The sequence below is a fragment of the Telluria sp. ZB2R32 genome (genome assembly GCF_059685715.1).
On the sequence record NZ_JCASIG010000005.1, the window covers coordinates 301,948 to 322,738 of the forward strand.

Sequence of the window (20,791 nt, forward strand, 5' to 3'; positions counted from 1 at the left end):
CAATTTAGATTATGGTCTGGCCGAATAAATATAAGTCTGGCAATCGGCCGGTAGTTCAATAATTACAACGAGGAGACCCGATGAAGCATCCACACCGCCCCAACCCGCAACGCGCCGTCATGGCCACCGCCGTCGGCCTGGCCCTGCTGCAAATGAGCGGCTATGCCAGCGCCCAGAGCACAGCCCCGGCCGACCCGCCGATGCAGTCAGTCTCGGTCACGGGTTCGCTGATCAAGCGCGTCGCCAACGAAGGCGCGACCGCGCTGACCGTCCTGAAGGCAACGGAGCTGGAAGCGCGCGGCCACACCGAATTGAAGGACCTGGTGCTGGAGCAGCCGCAGTCGCTGTCGCTCGGCACGAATTCCGGCGCCGCCGGCCCCGTGACCAACCTGCGCGGCCTGGGCCCGATGCGGACGCTGACGCTGCTCAACGGCCGCCGCCTGGCCAACGAGCCGCTGCAGGACCAGTACGTGTCGGTGAACGTCATCCCGCGCATGGCGCTCGACCGGGTCGAGACCCTGAGCAGCGGCGCCGCCTCGATCTACGGCGCCGACGCCATCGGCGGCGTGCAGAACTACTGGACCAAGCGCGGCTACGAGGGCGCCTCGATCAAGGCCGAATACGCGCGCCCGGAAATGAGCGGCGGCGGCACCACCAGGAGCATCGGCGCCATCGTCGGCTACGGTAACCTGAACAAGAATGGCTTCAACGCCTACATCGCCGTCGACCACCAGAAAAAATCGGCGCTGTTCCAGCAGGACCGCCACGAGCAGCACGACCCGGCCATCCTGCGCACGCTCGGCCTGGGCCTGACCCCGGACTCGCGCAACGCCAACCCGTTCGCCAACTTCGGCTTCACGCGCGCGGCCAACTCGAACTACAACACCAGCTTCGCCAGCGGCTGCGGCGCGCCGTATTCGATTCCGGTGCTGGGCAACCAGAGCGCCAATGCGACGCCGGTCTACGCGCCGGGCTGCTTCCGCAACCCGCTGTACTGGAACGCGGTCACCGACGGCAGCGAGATCACGACCGTCGCCGGCCGCGCCAGCTGGAACCTGGCCGGCGGCCACAAGATCGACCTCGACGTCCTGCACAGCGAATTCACGGTGCAGAAATTCCGCGGCATGCAGGCGCCGGGCGCGGTGCAGCCGTTCACCACCTATTCGCTGCCGTCGACCAGCCGCTTCTATCCGGGCAAGGGCATCACGCCGAACGTGCAGGTCGTGGGCAGCAACACCGGCAGCAATACGCCGACGATGTTCATCGATCCGGCCAGGACGCCGGGCACGGTCAGCAACCTGAACCTGAACAACCGTCCGCTCTACTTCCAGTGGGGACCTGCCGAACTGGGTTCGGCCTACCGCAACGACGGCCAGACCAACGACCGCATCGTGCTCGCGGTCGAGGGCGAAGTGGCCGGCTGGGATTACCGCGCCGGCGCCAACTACGGCGTGGCCGAGCGCGATACGCGCGTCGGCGGCGGCTACATCCTGTACTCGAAGGCGCAGGAAGGCTTCAACAACGGCATCCTCAATCCCTTCGGCCTGCAGGACGCCGCCGGCGTCGAATACCTGCGCAGCATCGAGGCGCGCGACTACACCTACCGCCGCAACAAGGCCTACAACCAGAGCGTCGACCTGACCGTGACGAAACGCGTGATGGCGCTGGCGGGCGGCGACCTGACGGTGGCCGTCTCGGGTGAAGTGCGGCGCGATTCGGCGCGCACCTTCAACGCGCCGCTCGACTACGTGCTGAAGAACGCCGCCGGCAACTACGCCATCGATGCCGCCGGCAACGTGACCCAGACCGACCTGGTGGGCGAAACCCCGCAAGGCGTCGCCAAGAAGCTCAAGCGCGACATCCAGTCGCTGGTGCTGGAAGCGGACGTGCCGCTGACCTCGACCTTCCTCCTGAACGGCTCGGTGCGCGCCGACCATTACGACGACCTGAAGCAGACCACGGTCAATCCGAAGCTGGCCGCGCGCTGGGAGCCGATGCCGGAACTGGTGCTGCGCGGTTCGGTATCGAGCGGCTTCCGCGCGCCGTCGATCATGGATATCCAGAACCCGACGCCGGAAGTGCGCACCCTGACGATGGACGACCCGGTGCTGTGCCCGAGCCGGCAGCCGACCGTGGCCGACACCGGCCAGCCGGTCGCAGGCTATACCCGCGACCAGGTCTGCAACGTGCTGACGACGTACTGGACCAAGACGCCCGACAACGACTTCCTGAAACCGGAAAAGTCGCGCGGCTTCTCCTACGGTTTCGCCTATGAGCCGATCAAGAACATGACGCTCACGGTCGACTACTGGGGCCTGAAGCTGAAGGACGTGCTGGGCGCGCTGGCGATCGCCGAAGTGCAGCAGAACCCGGCCAAGTACGACCAGTACATCATCCGCGGCGCCAACGGCATCATCGACCACATCGTCGCCAGCCAGGCCAACCGCGGCCAGACCCGCATCCGCGGCGCCGACATCGCGGCCGGCTACCGCTTCCCGACCACCCGCATCGGCACCTTCGACGCCCGCGTCGACGGCACCTGGTACCACAAGTACGAATTCCAGGGCGAGAAGGACGGCGTCTGGCTGCAGAACGTCGGCGTGATCACCAACGACGGCCGCTTCGGCTCGGCCGGTCCGAATTCGGGCCTGGCCGGCATGCCGCAGATTAACCCGCGCTGGAAGCACACGGCCTCGCTTACCTACACCACCGGACCATGGGGCGCGACCCTGTCGCAACGCTACCAGCGTGGCGTGACCGACCTGACCCCGCGCGCCGGTTCGAGCCTGACCGAAGTCGATTCCTACAGCCAGTTCAACGTGAACGTGCGCTACAAGGGCATCAAAAACACCACGATCAGCCTGGGCGTGAACAACCTCACCGAAGAATGGCCACCGCTGACGTCGAACAGCATCTACAGCGGCGGTTACGTGACCAGCATGGCGGACATGCTGGGCCGGGTGTATCGGTTGTCGGTGGAGTACAAGTTCTAAATCGTAGTAACTGGCGCGGCCCCATCGGGCTGCGCTTCTTCATCGTGACGGCGCCGCAGACTCGCCGCCGTTTTTCGTTGGTAGCGGCGTAACGTAGGGTGGGCTCCGCCCACGCGTTACGTGCGTCCGACGCAGATGCACAGGTGATTAAAACCCGTAAGGTGGGCGGCTTTACCACCTCAGCTTACGAACCCAGGGCGTTTCAGCCGTCTACGCGTTCAACCAGCCGATGATACGTCGCGACGTTTCAGCGTGTGGTTGAACGCGTGGGCGGCATCCAGGCAAGGGGCCGGCACGCGCCGAGGCATAGCCGCCCACCTTACGAGTTTAGGGCATCAAGCCAGGATCAGGAACTCGACCCCGCCCGCCTGCTGGCTCAACTCTTCGCGCGCGTAATGCGGATCTTCCGGTGCGCGCCAGCGCACGCACTCGGGCAGCGCCTGCCGCGCCACCGTAAAGCGCGCGCGCAGCGTCACGACGATGCTCCCTGCATGCGGCCAGCCCCCGCTGCCGATACCGGCAATCCGGTTCCCGCCGCGTAGTTCGGCCACGAGAACGCTACGCAGCGCGTCGGGCAGGCGCCGCGCCAGGGCGAGCCAGCCCGGCGCGTCCGATGCGTCCGGTGCGTCAAGTGCCGCAGTGATGGCGGCCTGCTCCTGCGCGATGCGTGCGTCGCTCCATCCGGCGGGCGGGAAAAAATCGTATTGCAGGATGCCGTCACCGCCGTTGTCGGCCCAGGCCGGATCGTCGCGTACCGGATTCAATGCGCAGGCGCCCACTGCGACAGCGGCGCGATGGCGGCCGGCCGCAGCTTGTCCACGTCCGCCGGCGACACGTAATACTGGGTCGCGCCGCCGCTGCCGAACTGCGGATTGGCACTGGCGGTCCCGCTCGCCGCGCACAGCGGCGCGGTCACCTGGAAGGCGCGCACCTTGTCGCGCAGCGTGCGCGGCATGCCGTTCGCATCGCGGCCCGGATCGGACGTCACCTGCACCAGCGCGTAGTAGCGCTCCTGGCTGCCGCCGGCGTCGCGCAAGGTCTGTTCCAGCACCGCGAAGCCGGGCGGCGCTCCCGGCGTCAGCGAATACAGCAGCGTGCCTTCGGCGACGATGACGTTGGTGTAGGCATCCTTGCCGGTATACGGACTGGATGGATTGGCCGGCGATACGCCCTGGGTCGCCGCCGCTTCGGCCGCGGGATTCTTGTCGCAGCAGGGGCCGCAGGCCTGCGCCGTGGCGGCCACCGGCGCAGGAGGCATGGCTGGTGGCGTAGCACAGGCGGAGAGCAGCAGCGAGAGCAGTCCGGCGCGCCAGGCGCTGCGCATTGTCGTTGTCGTCATCGGTTGCCCCGAATTGTTATTGGAGCATGTAGCTTACTGGTAACCGGATAAGGAAAACAAGCGCTTACAGCGTTTGACGAAATCTATTGCTTGTTCCCATCCCAATGGCTCCGTAGACTGAGTCACCTCGCTTGGCCTCTGTCGGCCAAATGCGGTTATTTCCGCTGCTGCGAAAAACTCGATGAAATTGTGCTGACGATTCCGTTAAGATAGCAAGCAGATTCGCACCCAATGAGGAGGCGTGAAAATGTCCGGGATTTCCGATGACGTCGCAACACTCCTTAAGATGGAGGCAAGACGAATTATGCGGCAGAGCTTGCTAGCCGCTGAGCGACACTACGCAGCCGAAACGCCGTGGTATCACATGAACTATTGGTTGGGTGTTCCTTCCGCTCTACTTGCTGCGCTAGCCGGAGCGGCCGCAGTCCCAAAACTTGAGGCCCCCGATTGGCTACCCGTCGCGGCTGGGCTACTTGCCGCCTCCCTAACGTCATTGCTGACGTTTCTTGATCCTCATAAACGAGCGGGTTCCCACCACTCTTCAGGGAGGAATTTTGAAGCTCTGTATCACGCTGCTGGCTTCTTCGAGCGATTTGAACTTGTCGTTGAAGGCTCAGATACCAATTCTCTGAAAACCAAACTATTAAAACTGAACACGGATTTCGACGAACTTCTGAGATCGAGCCCTGCTATTCCAGCGCGTGCCTATACTATCGCCAAAAAAAACCTCAAGAAATCTGACGGCGAAGTCTTGCGTGTCGAAGAAAACCTGAGCTGTTAATTACGATCACATCAGGGTTATCCCGACAAACGCGACCATTTTGGACCTATCGGATACTGAATTGAACCATCACTTGAGCGAGCTGGGCGAACCACATCTTCACCTCGCTGGTCTTACGCTCTGGGTGCACGGATACCAGTATCGGGACGTCGACGATTACTGGGATGGAAATTGGCTGAACGCTACGGCGGTTTGTTCGGCGGACGGTGCGACCGTGCTGTTACGAGGAGCCTTTATACGTACCAACGAAATTCAGGACTGGCAGCATGCCGTGGACAAGCTGCTCGCGGACTTGGAGGGTGAAGCGAAACTCGAATGCATGGAACCCGAGATTGCGGTAACGTTAAGAGCGAAGTCTATTGGCGCAGTCGAAATGGCAGTGCAAATCACGCCAGACCAGTTGACTCAAGAACACCGATTTATTTTTTCCATTGACCAAAGCTATTTGGGACGTTTTCATCGCAGTGCGTTCGGTTGTTAAACGCCTTTCCAATACGCGGCTTTTGAAGGTCAGCTTCGTGTCGACTCCGGTCCTTGCTGCCAGGCTGCTTTCGGCCCAGGGCCGTGTAATAACGCTTGCCGACGCGAGTTTGCTGGCAGATGCGGCTGCCCAAGAATTTACCATGGTGTTTTCGAAGAGGCGGCAATGGTAATGCGATCGTCGGCAGTGTCACGATGACGCGTTTTACACAGTTTGGGCATAGGAGCACGCCCACCCGCTATGAGAAAAAAACCAAGCGACAGCAACGAAAAAATACTATGTTGACAACGTCAATTTAATAGGGGTATTGATGCGATCTATTAGTCTAATAGCAGTTGTTATACTCTCACTGCTCAGTACGGGTGCCTTGGCCCAGAAGACAATCCTGCTCGGCGCAATCGACAAGCTGGAATTCGTCAAGGAGGGCACGGAGCATTGTCCGGTCACTTGTCCGACTCCCGCGACGACGGAGAATGGCGTTACGCGAATCTGCTTGTCGCGCCACGGGGACTGTCAATTGGTGAGCCTCCAGGTGGTCGAGGTACTGGCGGGCGCCGACCCCGGCGCTACCGTCGTCGGCAAATCGAAGCTGGGCGAATTCAACCGGCCGACGATACCGCTGGAAACGCGGCTGTTGGTCGCCGAAATCGACCAACAGGGATTTGCCCGCTATGTCGGTGCCACCTATTCGAACGATGGGGTCGTGCTGCTGCCGAAGTCCTGGGCCAGGGTCGACGGGATCGATCTGGTGCCAATGAAAAACGAACGCGGGGTCGTGCCGCTGGAACTGCTGCGCCAGCGCTTGCGCGACGGACACTATGGCCAATAGGTAGGCCGACAGGTCCTGTCGCGCGTTCTCAGACGACGCCGAAGGCTCCCAGCAGCGCCCCGGCGCCCAACAACCACAGCAAGTGAATTCGCGTCCGCCAGATCAGCAGGCAGCTCGCAATCGAGACTGCCCACAGCCGCCATGTGCCGCCACCGTCGCCGCCCGTGCCCAGCAGCCAGGCGGTCGACAGCAGCATCCCGATCACCAGCGGCGCCATGCCGGTTTTAAAGGCGCGCACGGCGCGCAGTTCGCGGTTGCGGTGGCCCCACTGCGCCACCTGGTAAGTAAATACCGTCGAGGGCAGCATGATGCCGACCATCGAGATCGCCACGCCCAGCAAGGCCATTGTGGTGCTGCCGGCGTTCAGGCCGACGTGCCAGCCCATCAGGGCGACGAACAGCACGTTCGGTCCCGGCGCGGCCTGGGCCAGCGCGATCGCTTCGTTGAATTGGGCATGGGTGAGCCAGCCCTGCTGCTCGACCAGGTAGCGGTGCATCTCGGCGCTGGTCGAAATCGCGCCGCCGAGCGACATCATCGACAGCATCAGGAAGTGCCAGAACAGGTCGAGCCAATCCTGCCACTGCAGGACAATCTGGTGCGCGCTCATGCCTTCAACCTGCGCCAGGCCAGCACGCACCCGAGGCCGCCGAGCAGCAGCAAGACCCATCCGAGCGGCGCGCGCACCCAGGCCAGCAAGGCAAAGCTGGCCAGCACGATGGCGGCGCACCAGGCGGCCGGCAGCGGGCTGCGCGCCAGCGCCGCCGCCATGCGCAGCCCGGTGGCGGCGATCAGGCCGGCCGACACCGCCGCCATGCCGCGCAGCGCGCCGGCCACCGCCGGGTGGTCGGCGAACTGGCCGTGCAGCAGCACCAGCAGCAAGATCAAGACCAGCGGCAGCGCCAGCATGCCGGCCACCGCCGTCAGGGCGCCGGCCAGGCCGAAGTAGCGGGTGCCGATCATCATGCACAGGTTGACCGCGTTCGGCCCCGGCATGATTTGGGCCACGGCCCAGTCCTCGATGAATTCCTCGTTGGTCAGCCAGCGCTTGCGCTCGACCAGTTCGCGCTGGATCACCGCCAGCACGCCGCCGAAGCCCTGCAGCGCGAGCAGGGTAAAGGAGAAGAACAGGTCGGTCAGCGATGTCGGACGCGGCCGTTCGGCAGAAGTCGACGGCGCCGTCATGCCGCCGGCGCCACCGATGCGCCCGCGATGCCGTGCCGCCCCAGGGCGGCGGCGACGAAGCCGCTCGCCTTCATCTCTTCGACGAATGCGGCCAGGAAGGCGGCCGCCTCCGGGCCGCGGCTTTTCGGCGTGCCCATCGCCTGGCGGATCACCATGAAGCGCTCGCCCAGCAGGCGCAGGCCGCCCAGTCGTTGTGCATCGGCTTCCAGCTGCTGCTTGACGCCGGCCGCGACGTCGGCGCCGGTCTCGAGGAAGGTATCGACCACCGTGGGCGAGGTCGGCGAACGCAGGATTTGCGCGTGCTGCAGCGTGCGCGTCAGGTACAGGTCGTAGGCGCTGCCCTTGCCGACCACGACGCGGTTGGCGGCGGCGTCGACCTCGTCGTTGCCGCGCAGCGGCGAATCCTGTTTCACCAGGTAGCAGCCCTCGATCAGGACATAGGCGTCGGTGAAGGCGATGTGTTCGCCGCGCAGCGGGTCGATGGCGAAGAAGCCGATGTCGGCGTTCTCGGCCACCACGACCTCGACCGACTTGCCGGCCGCGTCGACGACGACGGGTTCGAGTTCGACACCCAGGCGTTTGGCGAATTCCGTCGCCAGGTCGACCGAGACGCCGGCGGCATTGCCGCCCGCATCGCGGCAGGCCAGGATCGGGTTGCCCAGGTTGATGGCAGCGCGCAGGGTGCCAGTGGGGAAGAAGGCGGAACGGAGTGCGGAAGTCTCGATCATGGTGGGTATTACTGTTTCACGAAACAGTAGGATAGCAGGCCGCTCGCGCTTGGGTATTTCATGACGCCGCGTACCGCCTGCGCCAGGGCGCACGGTGCGGCAGCGGCGGCCCCGATTTACAGACCATCCGGAAAGTCGTATCGTCTGTGTATCGTCCGAGCAGCGCCATGGCGTCCAAGAAAACCAACGAGGAGACCGCATCATGACCGAAAAGACCTTTGCATCGCAGGCCGACATCCAGGAAAAGAAGACCAGCTTCGTCAAGCTCTCGGACAACGCCTATGCCTACACGGCCGAGGGCGACCCGAACTCGGGCGTCATCATCGGCGACGACAGCGTGATGGTGATCGACACCACCGCCACGCCGCTGATGGCGCAGTCGCTCATCAAGCATATCCGTAGCGTGACGGACCTGCCGATCAAGTACGTGGTGCTGTCGCACTACCACGCGGTGCGCGTGCTGGGCGCCTCGGCCTATTTCGCCGAGGGCGCCGAGCAGATCATCGCCTCGAAAGGCACCCATGAGCTGATCGTCGAGCGCGGCGCGCAGGACATGCAGTCCGAGATCGAGCGCTTTCCGCGCCTGTTCGCCGGCGTCGAATCGGTGCCGGGCCTGTCCTGGCCGACCATGGTGTTCGAGAACGAGATGACCATCTTCATGGGCAAACTCGAAGTCAGGCTGGCGCACATCGGCATGGGCCACACGAAAGGCGACACCATCGCCTGGATCCCGTCGCAAAAGATCTGCTTCTCGGGCGACCTGGTCGAATACGGCGCCGCGGCCTATACCGGCGACGCCCAGCTGGAGGAATGGCCGGCCACGCTGGACGCGCTGCGCGCGTTCGGCTTCGACAAGCTGGTGCCGGGCCGCGGCGAAGCCTTGACCACCCCGCAGCAGGTGGACGAGGGCATCGACTATACGAAGGACTTCGTCACCACGCTGTTCGACAGCGCGAAGGAAGCGGTGGCCGCGCAGATGACGCTGGCCGAGACGATGACGCACGTGCGCAAGCAGATGGACCCGAAATTCGGCCACGTCTTCATCTACGAGCACTGCCTGCCTTTCGACGTCACCCGCGCCTACGACGAAGCGAAGGGGATCAAGCATCCGCGCATCTGGACCGCGGAGCGCGACAAGGAGATGTGGCACGCGCTGCAGAATTGAGCGGGGCGCGCCATGGATACTGATTACCAGCGTCGCGTGTTCGACTACGCGCCGGGCACGGCGCGCGGTGGCCGCCATCCGGTCGTGGTGGTCGGCGCCGGCCCGGTCGGCCTGGCGACCGCCGTCGACCTCGCGCAGAACGGCGTGCCGACCGTGCTGCTCGACGACGACGACCGGCTCGCGCACGGCTCGCGCGCGATCTGCTTTTCCAAGCGCACGCTCGAGATCTTCGACCGCCTCGGCTGCGGCGAACGCATGGCGGCCAAGGGCGTGCGCTGGCACGTCGGCCGGGTGTTCCACCGCGACCGGGAGGTGTACAGCTTCGACCTGCTGCCCGAAACCGGGCACGCGCGGCCCGCCTTCGTCAACCTGCAGCAGTACTATGTCGAGGGTTACCTGTACGAACGCGCGCGGGAACTGCCGCGGCTCGACCTGCGCTGGCGCAGCAAAGTGATAAACCTGGTCCAACATGCCGGCCACGTCGCCCTGACGGTGTCCACGCCCGAGGGCGAGTATGTGCTCGACGCCGCCTACGTGGTCGCGGCCGACGGCGGCAAAAGTACGCTGCGCGCCCTGATGGGACTGGAAAGCCATGGCCGCACCTTCCGCGACCGCTTCCTGATCGCGGACGTGAAGATGAGCGCCGATTTTCCCGCCGAACGCTGGTTCTGGTTCGATCCGCCGTTCCACCCCGGACAATCGGTGCTGCTGCACCGCCAGCCCGACAATCTCTGGCGCATCGACTTCCAGCTCGGCTGGGACGCGGACCCGGTGCTGGAAAAAAGCCCGGAACGCGTCATCCCGCGCATCCAGGCGCTGCTCGGGCCGGACGCGCGCTTCGAACTCGAATGGGTCAGCGTCTACACCTTTTGCTGCCTGCGCATGGACGCCTTCCGCCATGGCCGCGTGCTGTTCGCCGGCGACGCCGCGCATGGCGTTTCGCCCTTCGGTGCGCGCGGCGCCAACAGCGGCGTGCAGGATGCCGACAACCTGGCCTGGAAGCTGCGCCTGGTGGTCGAGGGCAAGGCGCCCGACAGCCTGCTCGACACCTATGCGCGCGAGCGCGAGGGGGCCGCCGACGAGAACATCCTGCATTCGACCCGCGCCACCGACTTCATCACCCCGAAGAGCGCCGCCAGCCGGCTGTTTCGCGACGCCGTGCTGCAACTGGCACGGGACCAGCCCTTCGCGCGCCGGCTGGTCAACAGCGGGCGGCTGTCGACGCCGTCGACCTACACTGCTTCGGTGTTGAACACGCCCGATGGCGAGCACTTCGGCGGCACGGTGCAGCCGGGCGCGCCGGCTGCCGATGCGCCGCTGATGCAGTATGGCCGGCCGGACTGGCTGCTGCGCCAGACCGGCGACGGTTTCACCGGGCTGTATTTTGCCGGCAGCGCGCATGACGCCGACGTCTTCGCCGCGATGGCGGCACTGGCGGGCGATGCGATCCCGCTGCGGATCGTGGTCGTGGCGCCGGCGGGGCAGGGTGGGCCAGGGGCGTTCGAAGACAGCGCCGGCCTGTTCGCCGCCCGCTACGACGCCACGCCCGGCAGCTTCTTCCTGCTGCGTCCCGATCAGCATTTATGCGCGCGTTGGCGCGCTTTCGATGGTCAGGCCGTACGAACAGCCGTCGCCCGCGCCTGTGGCAACGCCATCGTACTGGACGGCGCAAGCCACCCCGCACATCGCATGGAGCAAGCATGAACGCCCGATTGAACCTCGAATCGAACATGGTCGACCCGGACGCGTTCTACGCGCTGCTGGTGGACGCGCACCAGGACCTGGACGAGGCGGCGAGCAGCATGCTCAACGCGCAACTGATCCTGCTGCTGTCGAATCACATCGGCGACCTGGGCGTCCTGCGCGAAGCGCTTGCGATCGCGCGCGGGAATGCGCAAGGTGCGGTCCAGGCCTGATGTTTGTCAGGTGCGCTAAACTTTTTAGGAGAGGACGCACAGACCCGTAAGGTGGGCGGCTATACCCGGGCGCATGCCTGACTACTAACTGAATGCCGCCCACGCGTTCAACCGCACGCTGAAACTTGGCGGCGAATCCCCGGTTGGTTGAACGCGTGGACTCGAGAGTCCATCCTACATGATTAAAACGGCGATCTTCGCGGGTGCAACCATGCTGTTGTCTCGTGGCAACGGTATGTCAAGCGGTTGTGAGCGTGGCGTTTGTGAAGGCAGGACGGCCTTTTTTCCTAGCCAGCAAGGATCTCTCATAGGAGCGGTCACCTGTTATTTCCTGAAAGCATATCTGATATGGCTAGTGATATACGATTCATGAATGGAGATCATCATGGATCTCAATTTGATTTCTATCTGAATGGGTCCATACTGGATACATAAGCCAACCAGTGAGGACATCATGACGATCGAAACCGCAAACCTGTTCAACAGTGCATCCCAGTTCGTGAAGAAGCTGTTCGCGTCGGAAGCGGACACGCAGGCTGGCAGCGGCGACCTCTGGCAGCTGTACCGCATGTCCCGTGGCGTCGACTCGGTCGGCTCGGGCGTCTCGCGCAAGCTCGACCGGATGGCGAACCGCAGCGACCAGTAATCGTACTGCAGCACGCACCGCAGCAAGACAGAGAAGAAGCCTCGCGCATGCGGGGTTTTTTTTCGTCCAAAGAGAACGGGAACGCCTTCCGTATCGATCGCGCGCGCCGGGTCCCTCGAATCGGCTATGCTCGGACCGACGAGGCGCGATCCTGTCCATATGCGCAACCTGAGGCCAGCCCATGCTCCACACCCTCGCCATCCTGCTGCTGTTCCAGTGCCTGGGCGAGGGCGTGGCCTTCGTGTTCAGGTTGCCGGTGCCTGGCCCCGTGATCGGCATGCTGCTGCTGTTCGCGACGCTGCTGCTGAAGCCGCGCCTGCACGCGCTGTTGGAGCCGGGCGCCACCGAACTGCTGCGCCACCTGTCGCTATTGTTCGTGCCGGCCGGCGCCGGTGTGGTCGCGGTGGGGGCGAGCATCGGCGGCCAGTGGCCGGCGCTGCTGGGCGCCCTGGCCGGCGGCACACTGGTGACGCTGGCCGTCACCGCAGCGGTGCTGCGCGCCCTGACACGCTCGCGCGGAAAGGCGCCCGATGCCTGAATTTCCGCAGCTTGGCGCCCTGTGGGTCTACCTGGCGGCGTCGCCGCTGCTTGGCCTGACGCTGACCCTGTGCGCCTATCTCGCCGCCCAGTGGATTCACCTGCGCTGCCGCGCCTCGCCGCTGGCCAATCCGGTGGCCATCGCGATCGCCATCGTGGTGGCGGTCTTGACGCTGTCCGGGATGTCGTACCAGCGCTACTTCGAAGGCGCCCAGTTCGTGCATTTCCTGCTCGGCCCGGCCACGGTGGCGCTGGCGATTCCCCTGGCGCGCCAGATGCCGACCCTGCGCCGCACCTTCCTTCCGCTGACGGCCGCGCTGTGCGCCGGTTCGGCCGGCGCCATCGTCTCGAGCGCGCTGCTGGTGCTGATGCTGGGCGGCTCGGCCACGCTGGCGGCCACCGCCGCACCGAAGTCGGCGACCACGCCGATCGCGATGGCGGTGGCCGAGCGGCTGGGCGGCGTGCCGGCGCTGACCGCGATCATGGTGATCGGCACCGGCATTTTCGGCGCCGTGTGCGCACGCTTCCTGTTCGAGCGCATGGGAGTGCATTCGCACCAGGTGCGCGGCTTCGCGCTCGGCGTCGCCTCGCACGGCATCGGCACCGCACGCGCTTTCCAGGTCAGTCCCGAGATGGGCGCGTTTGCCGGACTGGCGATGGGCCTGAACGGCGTGCTGACTGCTTTACTGGCGCCGTGGCTGGTGCCGCTGGTGCTGCGCCTGGCCGCCTGATTTCTCTTGCTGTTCCGAGCTCATTGCTGCATAAAAAACCGCAGCATCTCGCGGCTGGCATCCGGTCCGCGCGTATCGGCATAGCTGCCCCGCAGCGTGCCGCCCGACCAGGCGTGGCCGCTGCCGTGGATGGTCCAGTGTTCGGCGACCACGTCGCCGGTCTTGCCGCGGTGGGTCCGGCGCGTGAAGCTGCGCCCGCTGGCTTCGCCGGTTTCCTCGAGCACGGCCAGGTCGCCCACGTTCGCTGCCTGCGCCATGTAGCATTCGACGCTCTGCCGCACCACGTCGGCGCTGTTCTTGCGGTGGACGGTGCCGTCGCTGTCGCCGTGGAAGACGATGATCGGCACGCTCGCCGGCGGCATCGGTTGTTTTGCCGCGCTCAGGTCGCAACCGTCGCGCATGGCTGACAAGGCGCTCGCGCTGCTGGTGGCGCTGCGGTGCGGCAGGCCCGAATGGCAGCCGACCGCCCTGAACAGGTCGGGGTAGGTGCGCCCGAGGATGACCGCCATCGCGCCGCCCGAGGACAGGCCGGCGATCGCGATGCAGGCGCGGTCGACGGCGTAGTCGCCGGCGATGGCTTGCGTGAGACCCGCGATCAGCGCGGGTTCGCCTTCGTCGCGTTCGTGATGGGCCTGGTCGTACCAGTTCCAGCAGCGGTTCCAGCTCACCTGCGAGGATTGTTCGGGATACAGCACCAGGCATTGCGCCGCCTCGGCGGCCTCGTTCATGCCGGTGCCGAGCGCGAAATCGTCGGCATCCTGGCCGCAGCCATGCAGCATGACCACCAGCGGCAGCGGCGCACCGCGGTAGCCGCTCGGCACGTACAGTTTGTAGCGCAGCGGCCGTGCGCCGCCGTCGAAGGTCCCCGCGACGAATTTGCCCTGACGCGGGTCGCAGGGCGCTGGGGCCAGCATGTTGGTCCATGGGTTAAGGCCGAAAAAAGGCCAGGTTCCGCTTGCTAGGTTCATATTCTTACCTCATGGTGGCTTGTCGAATGTTTCTTCGCCTGCTTGCCAGTATAGGGAAATGCTGCGGTGCAGCATGTCATCCATGGTCGACAGTCGGTGTAGGACAATCACCGGGAGGTAGGATGTCGGCGCCGCGCCTGCATGGTTCAGGTTCGGCGACGGCGGCGATGGGCGGGTTGCGATGACGGGGCGGAGCAGCAGGGGCGCGCGTTGAAAGGCCGTGGGCGGAGCCCACCGTACAAGAACGCTATGGACTGGCGCCACCCGAGTAATCAGCGTGGCCGGTGCAGCACCGGCCACCCATCAGGCTTGGCGTCTTACGGCACGTACTTCCACGCACCCTTTTCGATCTTGACCATCACCTGCGAGCGCTGGTCCAAGCCCTGGTGGTTGGTCGGGCTCATGTTGAAGACGCCGTGCGAGGCCGGTACGTTCTTCAAGCCTTCGAGCGAATCGCGCAGGGCCGCGCGGAATTCCTTCGTGCCCGGCTTCGCCTTCGGCACCGCGGTTTTCGCCGCTTCGCCCAGCAGGATGGCCGCATCCCAGGCGTGGCCGCCGAAGGTCGAGACGCTGTCCTTGCCGTGCGCCGCCGTGTACTTGTTCACGTAGGTCAGCGCCGTCTTCTTGATCGGGTTCGCGTCCGGCAGCTGGTTCGCCACCAGCATCGGGCCGACCGGAACGAAGGTGCCTTCGCAATCGGCGCCGCAGACGCGCAGGAAGTCGCTGTTGGCGACGCCGTGGGTCTGGTAGATCTTGCCCTTGTAGCCGCGCTCGCGCAGCGCCTTTTGCGGCAGCGCGGCCGGGGTGCCGGAGCCGGCGATCAGGATCGCGTCGGGATTCGCCGACATGAGTTTGAGGATCTGGCCGGTGACCGAGGTGTCGGTGCGCGCGTAGCGCTCGTTGGCCACCAGCTTGATCTTGCGTGCCGGCGCATATTTGGCCGCTTCCGCGTACCAGCCTTCGCCATAGGCATCGGCAAAGCCGATGAAGCCCATGGTTTTCACGCCGGCGTTCGACATGTGCTGGGTGATGGCGGCCGCCATCTGGCCGTCGTGCTGGGTGGTCTTGAACACCCAGCGCCGCTTGGCGTCCATCGGTTCGACGATGCGGGCGGCGCCGGCGATGGTGATCATCGGCGTTTCCGTTTCGGCCGCCACTTCCAGCATCGCCAGCGAGGTCGGCGTGACCGAGGAGCCGATCAGCAGGTCGACCTTGTCTTCGGAAACTAGCTTGCGCGCATTCTTGACGGCCTGGGTGGCGTCGGATGCGTCGTCGAGGACGATGTACTGCACCTTCTGGCCGGCGATCTCGTTCGGTAGCAGGGCAAACGTATTCTTTTCCGGAATGCCGAGCGAGGCGGCCGGCCCGGTGGTCGAGATCGATACGCCGACCTTGATCTGCGCGTGTGCGCTGAAGGCGGCGCCCAGGGCGGCGACCAGGATGAGGCTCTTCGGCAGGAAGTTGAAGCGGGTGGTACGGGTCATGCTGTCTCCTCGGTTTGTTATAGACCTGAACGATAGTATAGGCTGGCATGGAGGAAAAAATGTCGGTTCCTTAACTGTTTTCGCATATCATTTAAGCATGGCGGATGGAAAAGATCGGCCGGCCACGACCAACAATCAGAAAAAGGAGGGCCACGCGGGCAGTGCCGGCAGGGGCGCGAGGAGGAGACACGGCGCGCCTGCAGTCAAAGCGGCATGCTCCGGGCAGCGGTATGGATTTAACGATTTTCGCCATCCTGACCCAGGACGGCATCGCCAGCGGGGCGGTCTACGTGCTGCTGGCGCTGGCGCTGGTGCTGGTGTTCTCGATCACCCGCGTGATCTTCATTCCCCTCGGCGAATTCCTCGCCTTTGGCGCGCTCACCATGGCTGCCCTCCAGGCGGGCAAGATGCCGCACAGCGCCGCGCTGCTGCTGATCCTGGGCGCGGCCGCCTTCCTGCAGGAGCTGGCCGCCACCATGCGTAGTCCGATGGGGCAGATCAACCGCACGCGCGCGGTCGGCATCGGGCTGTTCAAGTTCATCATCTATCCGATGGTCGTCTTCCTGGCCGCAAAATCGGCGGAGGGCGCGGTTGATGAGAAGTCATGGCCGATGCTGGCGCAGCTGCTGCTCACCTTCGCCATCGTCGCGCCGATGGGACCGATGATCTATCGCCTCGCCTTCCAGCCGCTGGCCGAAAGCTCCGTGCTGGTGCTGCTGATCGTCTCGGTCGCGGTGCACCTGGCCTTGCTCGGGGTCGGGCTGGTCCTGTTCGGCGCCGAGGGTTCGCGTACGGCGCCATTCTCGGATGCGGTATTCAACGTCGGCACGCTGACGATTTCCGGCCAGAGCATCGTCGTGATCGCCACCGCGCTGGTGCTGATCGGCGCCCTCTACCTGTACTTCGACCGCACGTTGTCGGGCAAAGCGTTACGCGCCACCGCGGTGAACCGGCGCGGCGCGCGCCTGGTCGGCATCGGCACCGCGCAAGCGGGGCGCCTGGCCTTCCTGCTGGCTTCGACCATCGGCACCCTGTGCGGCGTGCTGATCGCGCCGCTCACCACCATCTATTACGACAGCGGCTTCCTGATGGGCCTGAAAGGCTTCGTCGGCGCCATCATCGGCGGCCTGGCCAGCTACCCGCTGGCCGCGGGCGGCGCCCTGCTGGTCGGACTGCTGGAAGCGTATTCGTCGTTCTATGCCAGCGCCCTGAAGGAGGTCATCGTCTTTACCCTGATTATTCCGGTGCTCCTGTGGCGCTCGATCGTTCATCCGCAGGTCGAGGAGGGCGACGAATGAAACCGCATCCTCTCCTCATTCTGGGCAGCGCCGCCCTGGTCTTCGGCCTGCTGCCGCTGCCCGCTTACTGGATCACGCTGGCCAACTACATCGGCCTGTATGCGATCGTCGCCCTCGGGCTGGTGCTGCTGACCGGCGTCGGCGGACTGACCTCGTTCGGGCAGGCGGCGTTCGTCGGCCTCGGCGCCTACGCCACGGCCTACCTGTCGACCGCGCACGGCCTCTCGCCCTGGCTCGGCCTGGTGGCGGGCCTGGCGGTGACGGCGGCATCGAGCCTGTTCATCGGCGCCATCATGCTGCGCCTGTCGGGCCACTACCTGCCGCTCGGGACCATCGCCTGGGGCCTGTCGCTGTACTTCCTGTTCGGGAACCTGGAATTCCTCGGCAAGTACGACGGCATCGGCGGCATTCCGCCATTGAGCCTGTTCGGCATCAGCCTCGGTTCGGGCCAGAGCATGTTCTTCCTGATCTGGCTGATTTTGCTGGTGTCCGTCGCGCTGCTGCGCAACCTGCTCAATTCGCGTTCGGGCCGGGCGATCCGCGCACTCAAGGGCGGCGGGCTGATGGCCGAGGCGATGGGCGTGAACACGGCGGCCATGAAGATCCGCATCTTCGTGATCGCCGCCCTGCTGGCCTGCGTCTCGGGCTGGCTGTATGCGCACCTGCAGCGGGCGGTGAATCCGTCGCCGTTCGGCCTGAACTCGGGCATCGAATACCTGTTCATGGCGGTGATCGGCGGCGCCGGCTACCTGTGGGGCGCGATCCTGGGCGCGGCCGTGCTGACCATCCTGAAGGACCAGCTGCAAAGTTATTTGCCGGCCCTGGTCGGGTCGAACGGCAATTTCGAGATCATCGTCTTCGGCATCCTGATGGTGATCCTGCTGCAGCATGCGAGGAACGGCATCTGGCCCTTCATCGCGCGCTGGCTGCCGCAGCGGCCGGATGCCGTCGCGCCCGCTATGGAGACCAATTCGGCGCCGGCGTTGCCGCAACGCACGCGGCCGGCGCTCGGCCAGCCGCTGCTGGTGATCGACAAGGCGCGCAAGCAGTTCGGCGGGCTGGTCGCCGTCAACGACATGAGTTTTACGGTGAACAGCGGCGAGATCGTCGGCCTGATCGGGCCGAACGGCGCGGGTAAATCGACCATGTTCAACCTGGTGACCGGGGTGCTGCCGGTGACGAGCGGCGAGATCCGCTTCGGCGGCGGTGATGGCCTGGAGCGCATCGATGCGCTGCCATCGCGCGCGATCGTCAGGCGCGGCATCGGCCGCACCTTCCAGCACGTGCACCTGCTGCCCGAGATGACGGTGCTGGAAAACGTGGCGATCGGCGCGCACCTGCGTGCGCATCGTGGCGTCGTGACGAGCGCGCTCGCCCTGGACCGCGGCGAGGAGCGCGCGCTGCTGTTCGAAGCGCGGCGCCAGCTCGAACGCGTCGGCCTGGGCGGCCTGCTGTACGAGCAGGCCGGCAACCTGGCGCTCGGCCAGCAGCGCATCCTCGAGATCGCGCGTGCGCTCTGCTGCGACCCGGCGCTGCTGCTGCTCGACGAACCCGCGGCCGGCCTGCGCTACAAGGAAAAGGGGGCGCTGGCCGAGCTGCTGAACAAACTGAAAGGCGAGGGCATGAGCATCTTGCTGGTGGAGCACGACATGGACTTCGTCATGAACCTGACCGATCGGTTGATCGTCATGGAATTCGGCACAAAAATCGCCGAGGGCAATCCGGCCCAGGTCCAGCAGGACCCGGCCGTGCTGGAAGCCTACCTGGGAGGGATTGACTGATGGCGCTTCCCATCCTCGAAGTAAAGGACCTGCATGTTGCCTACGGCAAGGTCGAGGCGGTGCACGGGCTGAATATCAAGGTCGGTGCCGGCCAGATCGTGACCGTGATCGGCCCGAACGGCGCCGGCAAATCGACCATGCTCAACGCCATCGCGGGCGCGCTGGTAGCGAATGCCTCGACCACGGGCGCGGTGCAGCTGCGCGGCGTCGACGTCAGCGCCTGGCCGGTCGAAAGCCGCGTCGCCCAGGGCATGAGCCTGGTGCCGGAAAGCCGCGACCTGTTCACGACCATGAGCGTCGAAGACAACCTGCTGCTGGGCAGCTATACGCGTCATAAGCGCCGCGAGAAAGAGTATGCCGACCAGCTGGACGTCGTGTACGACCTGTTCCCGCGCCTGCGCGAACGGCGCACGCAGGCGGCCGGCACCATGTCCGGCGGCGAACGGCAGATGGTGGCCCTGGGCCGCGCGCTGATGGCGAAACCGACGCTCCTGATGCTGGACGAACCGAGCCTGGGCCTGGCCCCGCTGATCGTCAAGGAGATCTTCCGCGTCATCGTGCGCCTGAAGGAGACCGGGGTCGGTATCCTGCTGGTCGAACAGAATGCGCGCGCCGCTTTGCAGGCGGCCGATTACGGCTATGTGCTGGAAACCGGCGACGTCGTGATGGAAGGGCCGGCGGCGCAACTGGCCAGCGATCCGAAGGTGATCGATACCTATCTGGGACTGAACAAGAAGCACGCATGAGGACAGCATGAAAGAGGTCTCCTGTATCGGCGTCGTCGGCACCGGCGTCATCGGCGCCAGCTGGGCTGCGTATTTCCTGGCGCGTGGCTTCGACGTTTCGGCGAGCGACCCGATGCCGGGCGCAGAAGCGAAGCTGCGCGAAGCGGTGCGCGCGCACTGGCCGATCCTGACGCGGATGGGGCTGTCCGAGGGCGCCTCGCCCGAGCGGCTGCGCTTTGCGGTGGACCTCGCCGAGGCGTTGCGGGGCGTTGATTTCGTGCAGGAGAGCGGACCCGAACGCGAAGACCTGAAGCTGTCGCTGTTCCGCGAGATGGATGCGCTGCTGCCTGCGGACGTCATCCTGGCCTCGAGCTCCTCGGGACTGTTGATGAGCCGCGTGCAGGATGCCTGCCGTCATCCGGGCCGCGTGGTGCTCGGCCATCCGTTCAATCCGCCGCACATGATCCCGCTGGTCGAAGTCATCGGCGGCGCGCAGACCTCGAACGAGACCGTCGAACGCGCAATGAACTTTTACGCCGCCATCGGCAAGCGTCCGATCCACGTGCGCAAGGAAGTCCCGGGCCACATCGCCAACCGCCTGCAGGCGGCGCTGTGGCGCGAAGCCTTCCACCTGGTGCAGGAAGGCGTGGCCACCGTGGCCGACGTCGATACCGCGATCGCCTACGGCCCTGGCCTGCGCTGGGCGCTGATGGGACCGTTCATGAACCTGCACCTGTCGGGCGGCGAGGGCGGCATCCGCCACATGCTCGACCACCTCGGCGCGCCGATCGAGAGCTGGTGGGCCGATCTCGGCACGCCGATGATCACCGAAGAGCTGAAGCAGCAGCTGGCGGCCGGCGTGCAGGACGCCCTGGCCGGCCGCGACGGTGCGCAGCTGGCGCCGGCGCGCGATGCCTTGCTGGCGGGGCTGATCGAGGCCAAGGCGGGGACGGACAAGCTGCCGTGATGTGACGGTCTCCGGAATCCCGTTGTTCGCAAGGCGGGATCCGTAGGGTGGGCTCCGCCCACGCGGTAGGACGCCGGCATGTACGCAGCCCATGGCACGTCGCGGTCGACGGCCTAGCGGAGACGGTATGCCATGGGACGAGCACGTACGCGTGGGCGGAACCCACCCTACGAGGTTGTGAAAAAATCGCCATGGCTGCGTTGCCTCGTCTCGCCGTACACTCGTACTGTCTTCGAGTCG

At 65.3% G+C, this 20,791-nt stretch carries 21 protein-coding genes; 14 read left to right on the top strand and 7 right to left on the bottom strand.

Going from position 1 to position 20,791, the window contains the following annotated elements; genetic code table 11:
- Positions 1-80: 80 nt before the first annotated feature.
- The gene (locus AC56LG_RS16480; RefSeq protein WP_497167147.1) at positions 81-2,993 is read left to right on the top strand and encodes a TonB-dependent receptor domain-containing protein; all 2,913 of its coding nucleotides are present in this window, start codon (positions 81-83) and stop codon (positions 2,991-2,993) included.
- 335 nt (positions 2,994-3,328) lie between these two features.
- On the opposite strand, the gene AC56LG_RS16485 is transcribed toward AC56LG_RS16480, so the two are convergent.
- Positions 3,329-3,757, bottom strand: a complete 429-nt coding sequence (locus AC56LG_RS16485) for a hypothetical protein (RefSeq protein ID WP_497167148.1) — start codon at positions 3,755-3,757, stop codon at positions 3,329-3,331.
- Positions 3,754-4,332: a hypothetical protein gene (locus AC56LG_RS16490; RefSeq protein WP_497167149.1), complete on the bottom strand. Its 579-nt coding sequence runs from the start codon at positions 4,330-4,332 to the stop codon at positions 3,754-3,756. Before AC56LG_RS16490 ends, AC56LG_RS16485 begins: the two co-directional genes overlap by 4 nt.
- 247 nt (positions 4,333-4,579) lie before the next feature.
- Between AC56LG_RS16490 and AC56LG_RS16495 the strand changes: the two genes are divergently transcribed.
- From AC56LG_RS16495 to AC56LG_RS16505, 3 genes are all read left to right on the top strand, one after another.
- Complete coding sequence (locus AC56LG_RS16495; RefSeq protein WP_497167150.1) at positions 4,580-5,113, top strand: SLATT domain-containing protein; 534 nt, start codon at positions 4,580-4,582, stop codon at positions 5,111-5,113.
- Positions 5,114-5,174: 61 nt separating this feature from the next.
- The gene (locus tag AC56LG_RS16500) at positions 5,175-5,594 is read left to right on the top strand and encodes a WapI family immunity protein (RefSeq protein ID WP_497167151.1); all 420 of its coding nucleotides are present in this window, start codon (positions 5,175-5,177) and stop codon (positions 5,592-5,594) included.
- Positions 5,595-5,961: 367 nt separating this feature from the next.
- Positions 5,962-6,423 carry a hypothetical protein gene (locus tag AC56LG_RS16505; RefSeq protein ID WP_497167152.1) on the top strand — a complete coding sequence of 154 codons (462 nt, stop codon included), beginning with the start codon at positions 5,962-5,964 and terminating at the stop codon, positions 6,421-6,423.
- Between the two features lie 28 nt (positions 6,424-6,451).
- On the opposite strand, the gene AC56LG_RS16510 is transcribed toward AC56LG_RS16505, so the two are convergent.
- The 3 genes from AC56LG_RS16510 to AC56LG_RS16520 are packed head-to-tail and all read right to left on the bottom strand — an operon-like array spanning position 6,452 to position 8,333.
- Complete coding sequence (locus AC56LG_RS16510; RefSeq protein WP_497167153.1) at positions 6,452-7,030, bottom strand: chromate transporter; 579 nt, start codon at positions 7,028-7,030, stop codon at positions 6,452-6,454.
- A complete protein-coding gene (locus tag AC56LG_RS16515; protein ID WP_497167154.1) occupies positions 7,027-7,605 on the bottom strand; it encodes a chromate transporter in 579 nt (192 codons plus the stop codon). The genes AC56LG_RS16510 and AC56LG_RS16515 overlap by 4 nt, the downstream gene beginning before the upstream one ends.
- Positions 7,602-8,333, bottom strand: a complete 732-nt coding sequence (locus tag AC56LG_RS16520; RefSeq protein WP_497167155.1) for an ABC transporter substrate-binding protein — start codon at positions 8,331-8,333, stop codon at positions 7,602-7,604. Before AC56LG_RS16520 ends, AC56LG_RS16515 begins: the two co-directional genes overlap by 4 nt.
- Positions 8,334-8,535: 202 nt before the next feature.
- Between AC56LG_RS16520 and AC56LG_RS16525 the strand changes: the two genes are divergently transcribed.
- From AC56LG_RS16525 to AC56LG_RS16550, 6 genes are all read left to right on the top strand, one after another.
- The gene (locus AC56LG_RS16525; RefSeq protein WP_497167156.1) at positions 8,536-9,498 is read left to right on the top strand and encodes an MBL fold metallo-hydrolase; all 963 of its coding nucleotides are present in this window, start codon (positions 8,536-8,538) and stop codon (positions 9,496-9,498) included.
- A gap of 12 nt (positions 9,499-9,510) precedes the next feature.
- The gene (locus AC56LG_RS16530) at positions 9,511-11,202 is read left to right on the top strand and encodes an FAD-dependent oxidoreductase (protein ID WP_497167157.1); all 1,692 of its coding nucleotides are present in this window, start codon (positions 9,511-9,513) and stop codon (positions 11,200-11,202) included.
- Complete coding sequence (locus tag AC56LG_RS16535; RefSeq protein WP_497167158.1) at positions 11,199-11,414, top strand: DUF2783 domain-containing protein; 216 nt, start codon at positions 11,199-11,201, stop codon at positions 11,412-11,414. The genes AC56LG_RS16530 and AC56LG_RS16535 overlap by 4 nt, the downstream gene beginning before the upstream one ends.
- Positions 11,415-11,868: 454 nt before the next feature.
- The gene (locus AC56LG_RS16540) at positions 11,869-12,060 is read left to right on the top strand and encodes a hypothetical protein (RefSeq protein WP_497167159.1); all 192 of its coding nucleotides are present in this window, start codon (positions 11,869-11,871) and stop codon (positions 12,058-12,060) included.
- Positions 12,061-12,241: 181 nt separating this feature from the next.
- Positions 12,242-12,598, top strand: a complete 357-nt coding sequence (locus AC56LG_RS16545; protein ID WP_497167160.1) for a CidA/LrgA family protein — start codon at positions 12,242-12,244, stop codon at positions 12,596-12,598.
- The gene (locus AC56LG_RS16550; protein ID WP_497167161.1) at positions 12,591-13,328 is read left to right on the top strand and encodes an LrgB family protein; all 738 of its coding nucleotides are present in this window, start codon (positions 12,591-12,593) and stop codon (positions 13,326-13,328) included. Before AC56LG_RS16545 ends, AC56LG_RS16550 begins: the two co-directional genes overlap by 8 nt.
- 20 nt (positions 13,329-13,348) lie before the next feature.
- On the opposite strand, the gene AC56LG_RS16555 is transcribed toward AC56LG_RS16550, so the two are convergent.
- Both AC56LG_RS16555 and AC56LG_RS16560 read right to left on the bottom strand, forming a co-directional pair.
- Positions 13,349-14,242, bottom strand: coding sequence for an extracellular catalytic domain type 1 short-chain-length polyhydroxyalkanoate depolymerase (locus AC56LG_RS16555; RefSeq protein WP_497167162.1), 894 nt, complete (start codon positions 14,240-14,242; stop codon positions 13,349-13,351).
- A 371-nt stretch (positions 14,243-14,613) separates the two neighbouring features.
- The gene (locus AC56LG_RS16560) at positions 14,614-15,780 is read right to left on the bottom strand and encodes an ABC transporter substrate-binding protein (RefSeq protein WP_497167163.1); all 1,167 of its coding nucleotides are present in this window, start codon (positions 15,778-15,780) and stop codon (positions 14,614-14,616) included.
- Positions 15,781-16,010: 230 nt separating this feature from the next.
- Between AC56LG_RS16560 and AC56LG_RS16565 the strand changes: the two genes are divergently transcribed.
- The 4 genes from AC56LG_RS16565 to AC56LG_RS16580 are packed head-to-tail and all read left to right on the top strand — an operon-like array spanning position 16,011 to position 20,551.
- The gene (locus tag AC56LG_RS16565) at positions 16,011-17,078 is read left to right on the top strand and encodes a branched-chain amino acid ABC transporter permease (RefSeq protein WP_497167164.1); all 1,068 of its coding nucleotides are present in this window, start codon (positions 16,011-16,013) and stop codon (positions 17,076-17,078) included.
- The gene (locus AC56LG_RS16570) at positions 17,075-18,859 is read left to right on the top strand and encodes a branched-chain amino acid ABC transporter ATP-binding protein/permease (protein ID WP_497167165.1); all 1,785 of its coding nucleotides are present in this window, start codon (positions 17,075-17,077) and stop codon (positions 18,857-18,859) included. The genes AC56LG_RS16565 and AC56LG_RS16570 overlap by 4 nt, the downstream gene beginning before the upstream one ends.
- Complete coding sequence (locus AC56LG_RS16575) at positions 18,859-19,605, top strand: ABC transporter ATP-binding protein (RefSeq protein ID WP_497167166.1); 747 nt, start codon at positions 18,859-18,861, stop codon at positions 19,603-19,605. Before AC56LG_RS16570 ends, AC56LG_RS16575 begins: the two co-directional genes overlap by 1 nt.
- Before the next feature lie 7 nt (positions 19,606-19,612).
- Positions 19,613-20,551, top strand: coding sequence for a 3-hydroxyacyl-CoA dehydrogenase NAD-binding domain-containing protein (locus AC56LG_RS16580; RefSeq protein WP_497167167.1), 939 nt, complete (start codon positions 19,613-19,615; stop codon positions 20,549-20,551).
- Positions 20,552-20,791: the final 240 nt, after the last annotated feature.

Bases quoted from the DNA above. Each gene is read 5' to 3' on its own strand.
- AC56LG_RS16530 (WP_497167157.1), top strand. From the start codon at position 9,511: ATGGATACTGATTACCAGCGTCGCGTGTTCGACTACGCGCCGGGCACG.
- AC56LG_RS16540 (WP_497167159.1), top strand. From the start codon at position 11,869: ATGACGATCGAAACCGCAAACCTGTTCAACAGTGCATCCCAGTTCGTG.
- AC56LG_RS16525 (WP_497167156.1), top strand. From the start codon at position 8,536: ATGACCGAAAAGACCTTTGCATCGCAGGCCGACATCCAGGAAAAGAAG.
- AC56LG_RS16495 (WP_497167150.1), top strand. From the start codon at position 4,580: ATGTCCGGGATTTCCGATGACGTCGCAACACTCCTTAAGATGGAGGCA.
- AC56LG_RS16555 (WP_497167162.1), bottom strand. From the start codon at position 14,242: ATGCTGGCCCCAGCGCCCTGCGACCCGCGTCAGGGCAAATTCGTCGCG.
- AC56LG_RS16550 (WP_497167161.1), top strand. From the start codon at position 12,591: ATGCCTGAATTTCCGCAGCTTGGCGCCCTGTGGGTCTACCTGGCGGCG.
- AC56LG_RS16570 (WP_497167165.1), top strand. From the start codon at position 17,075: ATGAAACCGCATCCTCTCCTCATTCTGGGCAGCGCCGCCCTGGTCTTC.
- AC56LG_RS16545 (WP_497167160.1), top strand. From the start codon at position 12,242: ATGCTCCACACCCTCGCCATCCTGCTGCTGTTCCAGTGCCTGGGCGAG.
- AC56LG_RS16560 (WP_497167163.1), bottom strand. From the start codon at position 15,780: ATGACCCGTACCACCCGCTTCAACTTCCTGCCGAAGAGCCTCATCCTG.
- AC56LG_RS16515 (WP_497167154.1), bottom strand. From the start codon at position 7,605: ATGACGGCGCCGTCGACTTCTGCCGAACGGCCGCGTCCGACATCGCTG.
- AC56LG_RS16480 (WP_497167147.1), top strand. From the start codon at position 81: ATGAAGCATCCACACCGCCCCAACCCGCAACGCGCCGTCATGGCCACC.
- AC56LG_RS16490 (WP_497167149.1), bottom strand. From the start codon at position 4,332: ATGACGACAACGACAATGCGCAGCGCCTGGCGCGCCGGACTGCTCTCG.
- AC56LG_RS16510 (WP_497167153.1), bottom strand. From the start codon at position 7,030: ATGAGCGCGCACCAGATTGTCCTGCAGTGGCAGGATTGGCTCGACCTG.
- AC56LG_RS16535 (WP_497167158.1), top strand. From the start codon at position 11,199: ATGAACGCCCGATTGAACCTCGAATCGAACATGGTCGACCCGGACGCG.
- AC56LG_RS16575 (WP_497167166.1), top strand. From the start codon at position 18,859: ATGGCGCTTCCCATCCTCGAAGTAAAGGACCTGCATGTTGCCTACGGC.
- AC56LG_RS16565 (WP_497167164.1), top strand. From the start codon at position 16,011: ATGGATTTAACGATTTTCGCCATCCTGACCCAGGACGGCATCGCCAGC.
- AC56LG_RS16520 (WP_497167155.1), bottom strand. From the start codon at position 8,333: ATGATCGAGACTTCCGCACTCCGTTCCGCCTTCTTCCCCACTGGCACC.
- AC56LG_RS16580 (WP_497167167.1), top strand. From the start codon at position 19,613: ATGAAAGAGGTCTCCTGTATCGGCGTCGTCGGCACCGGCGTCATCGGC.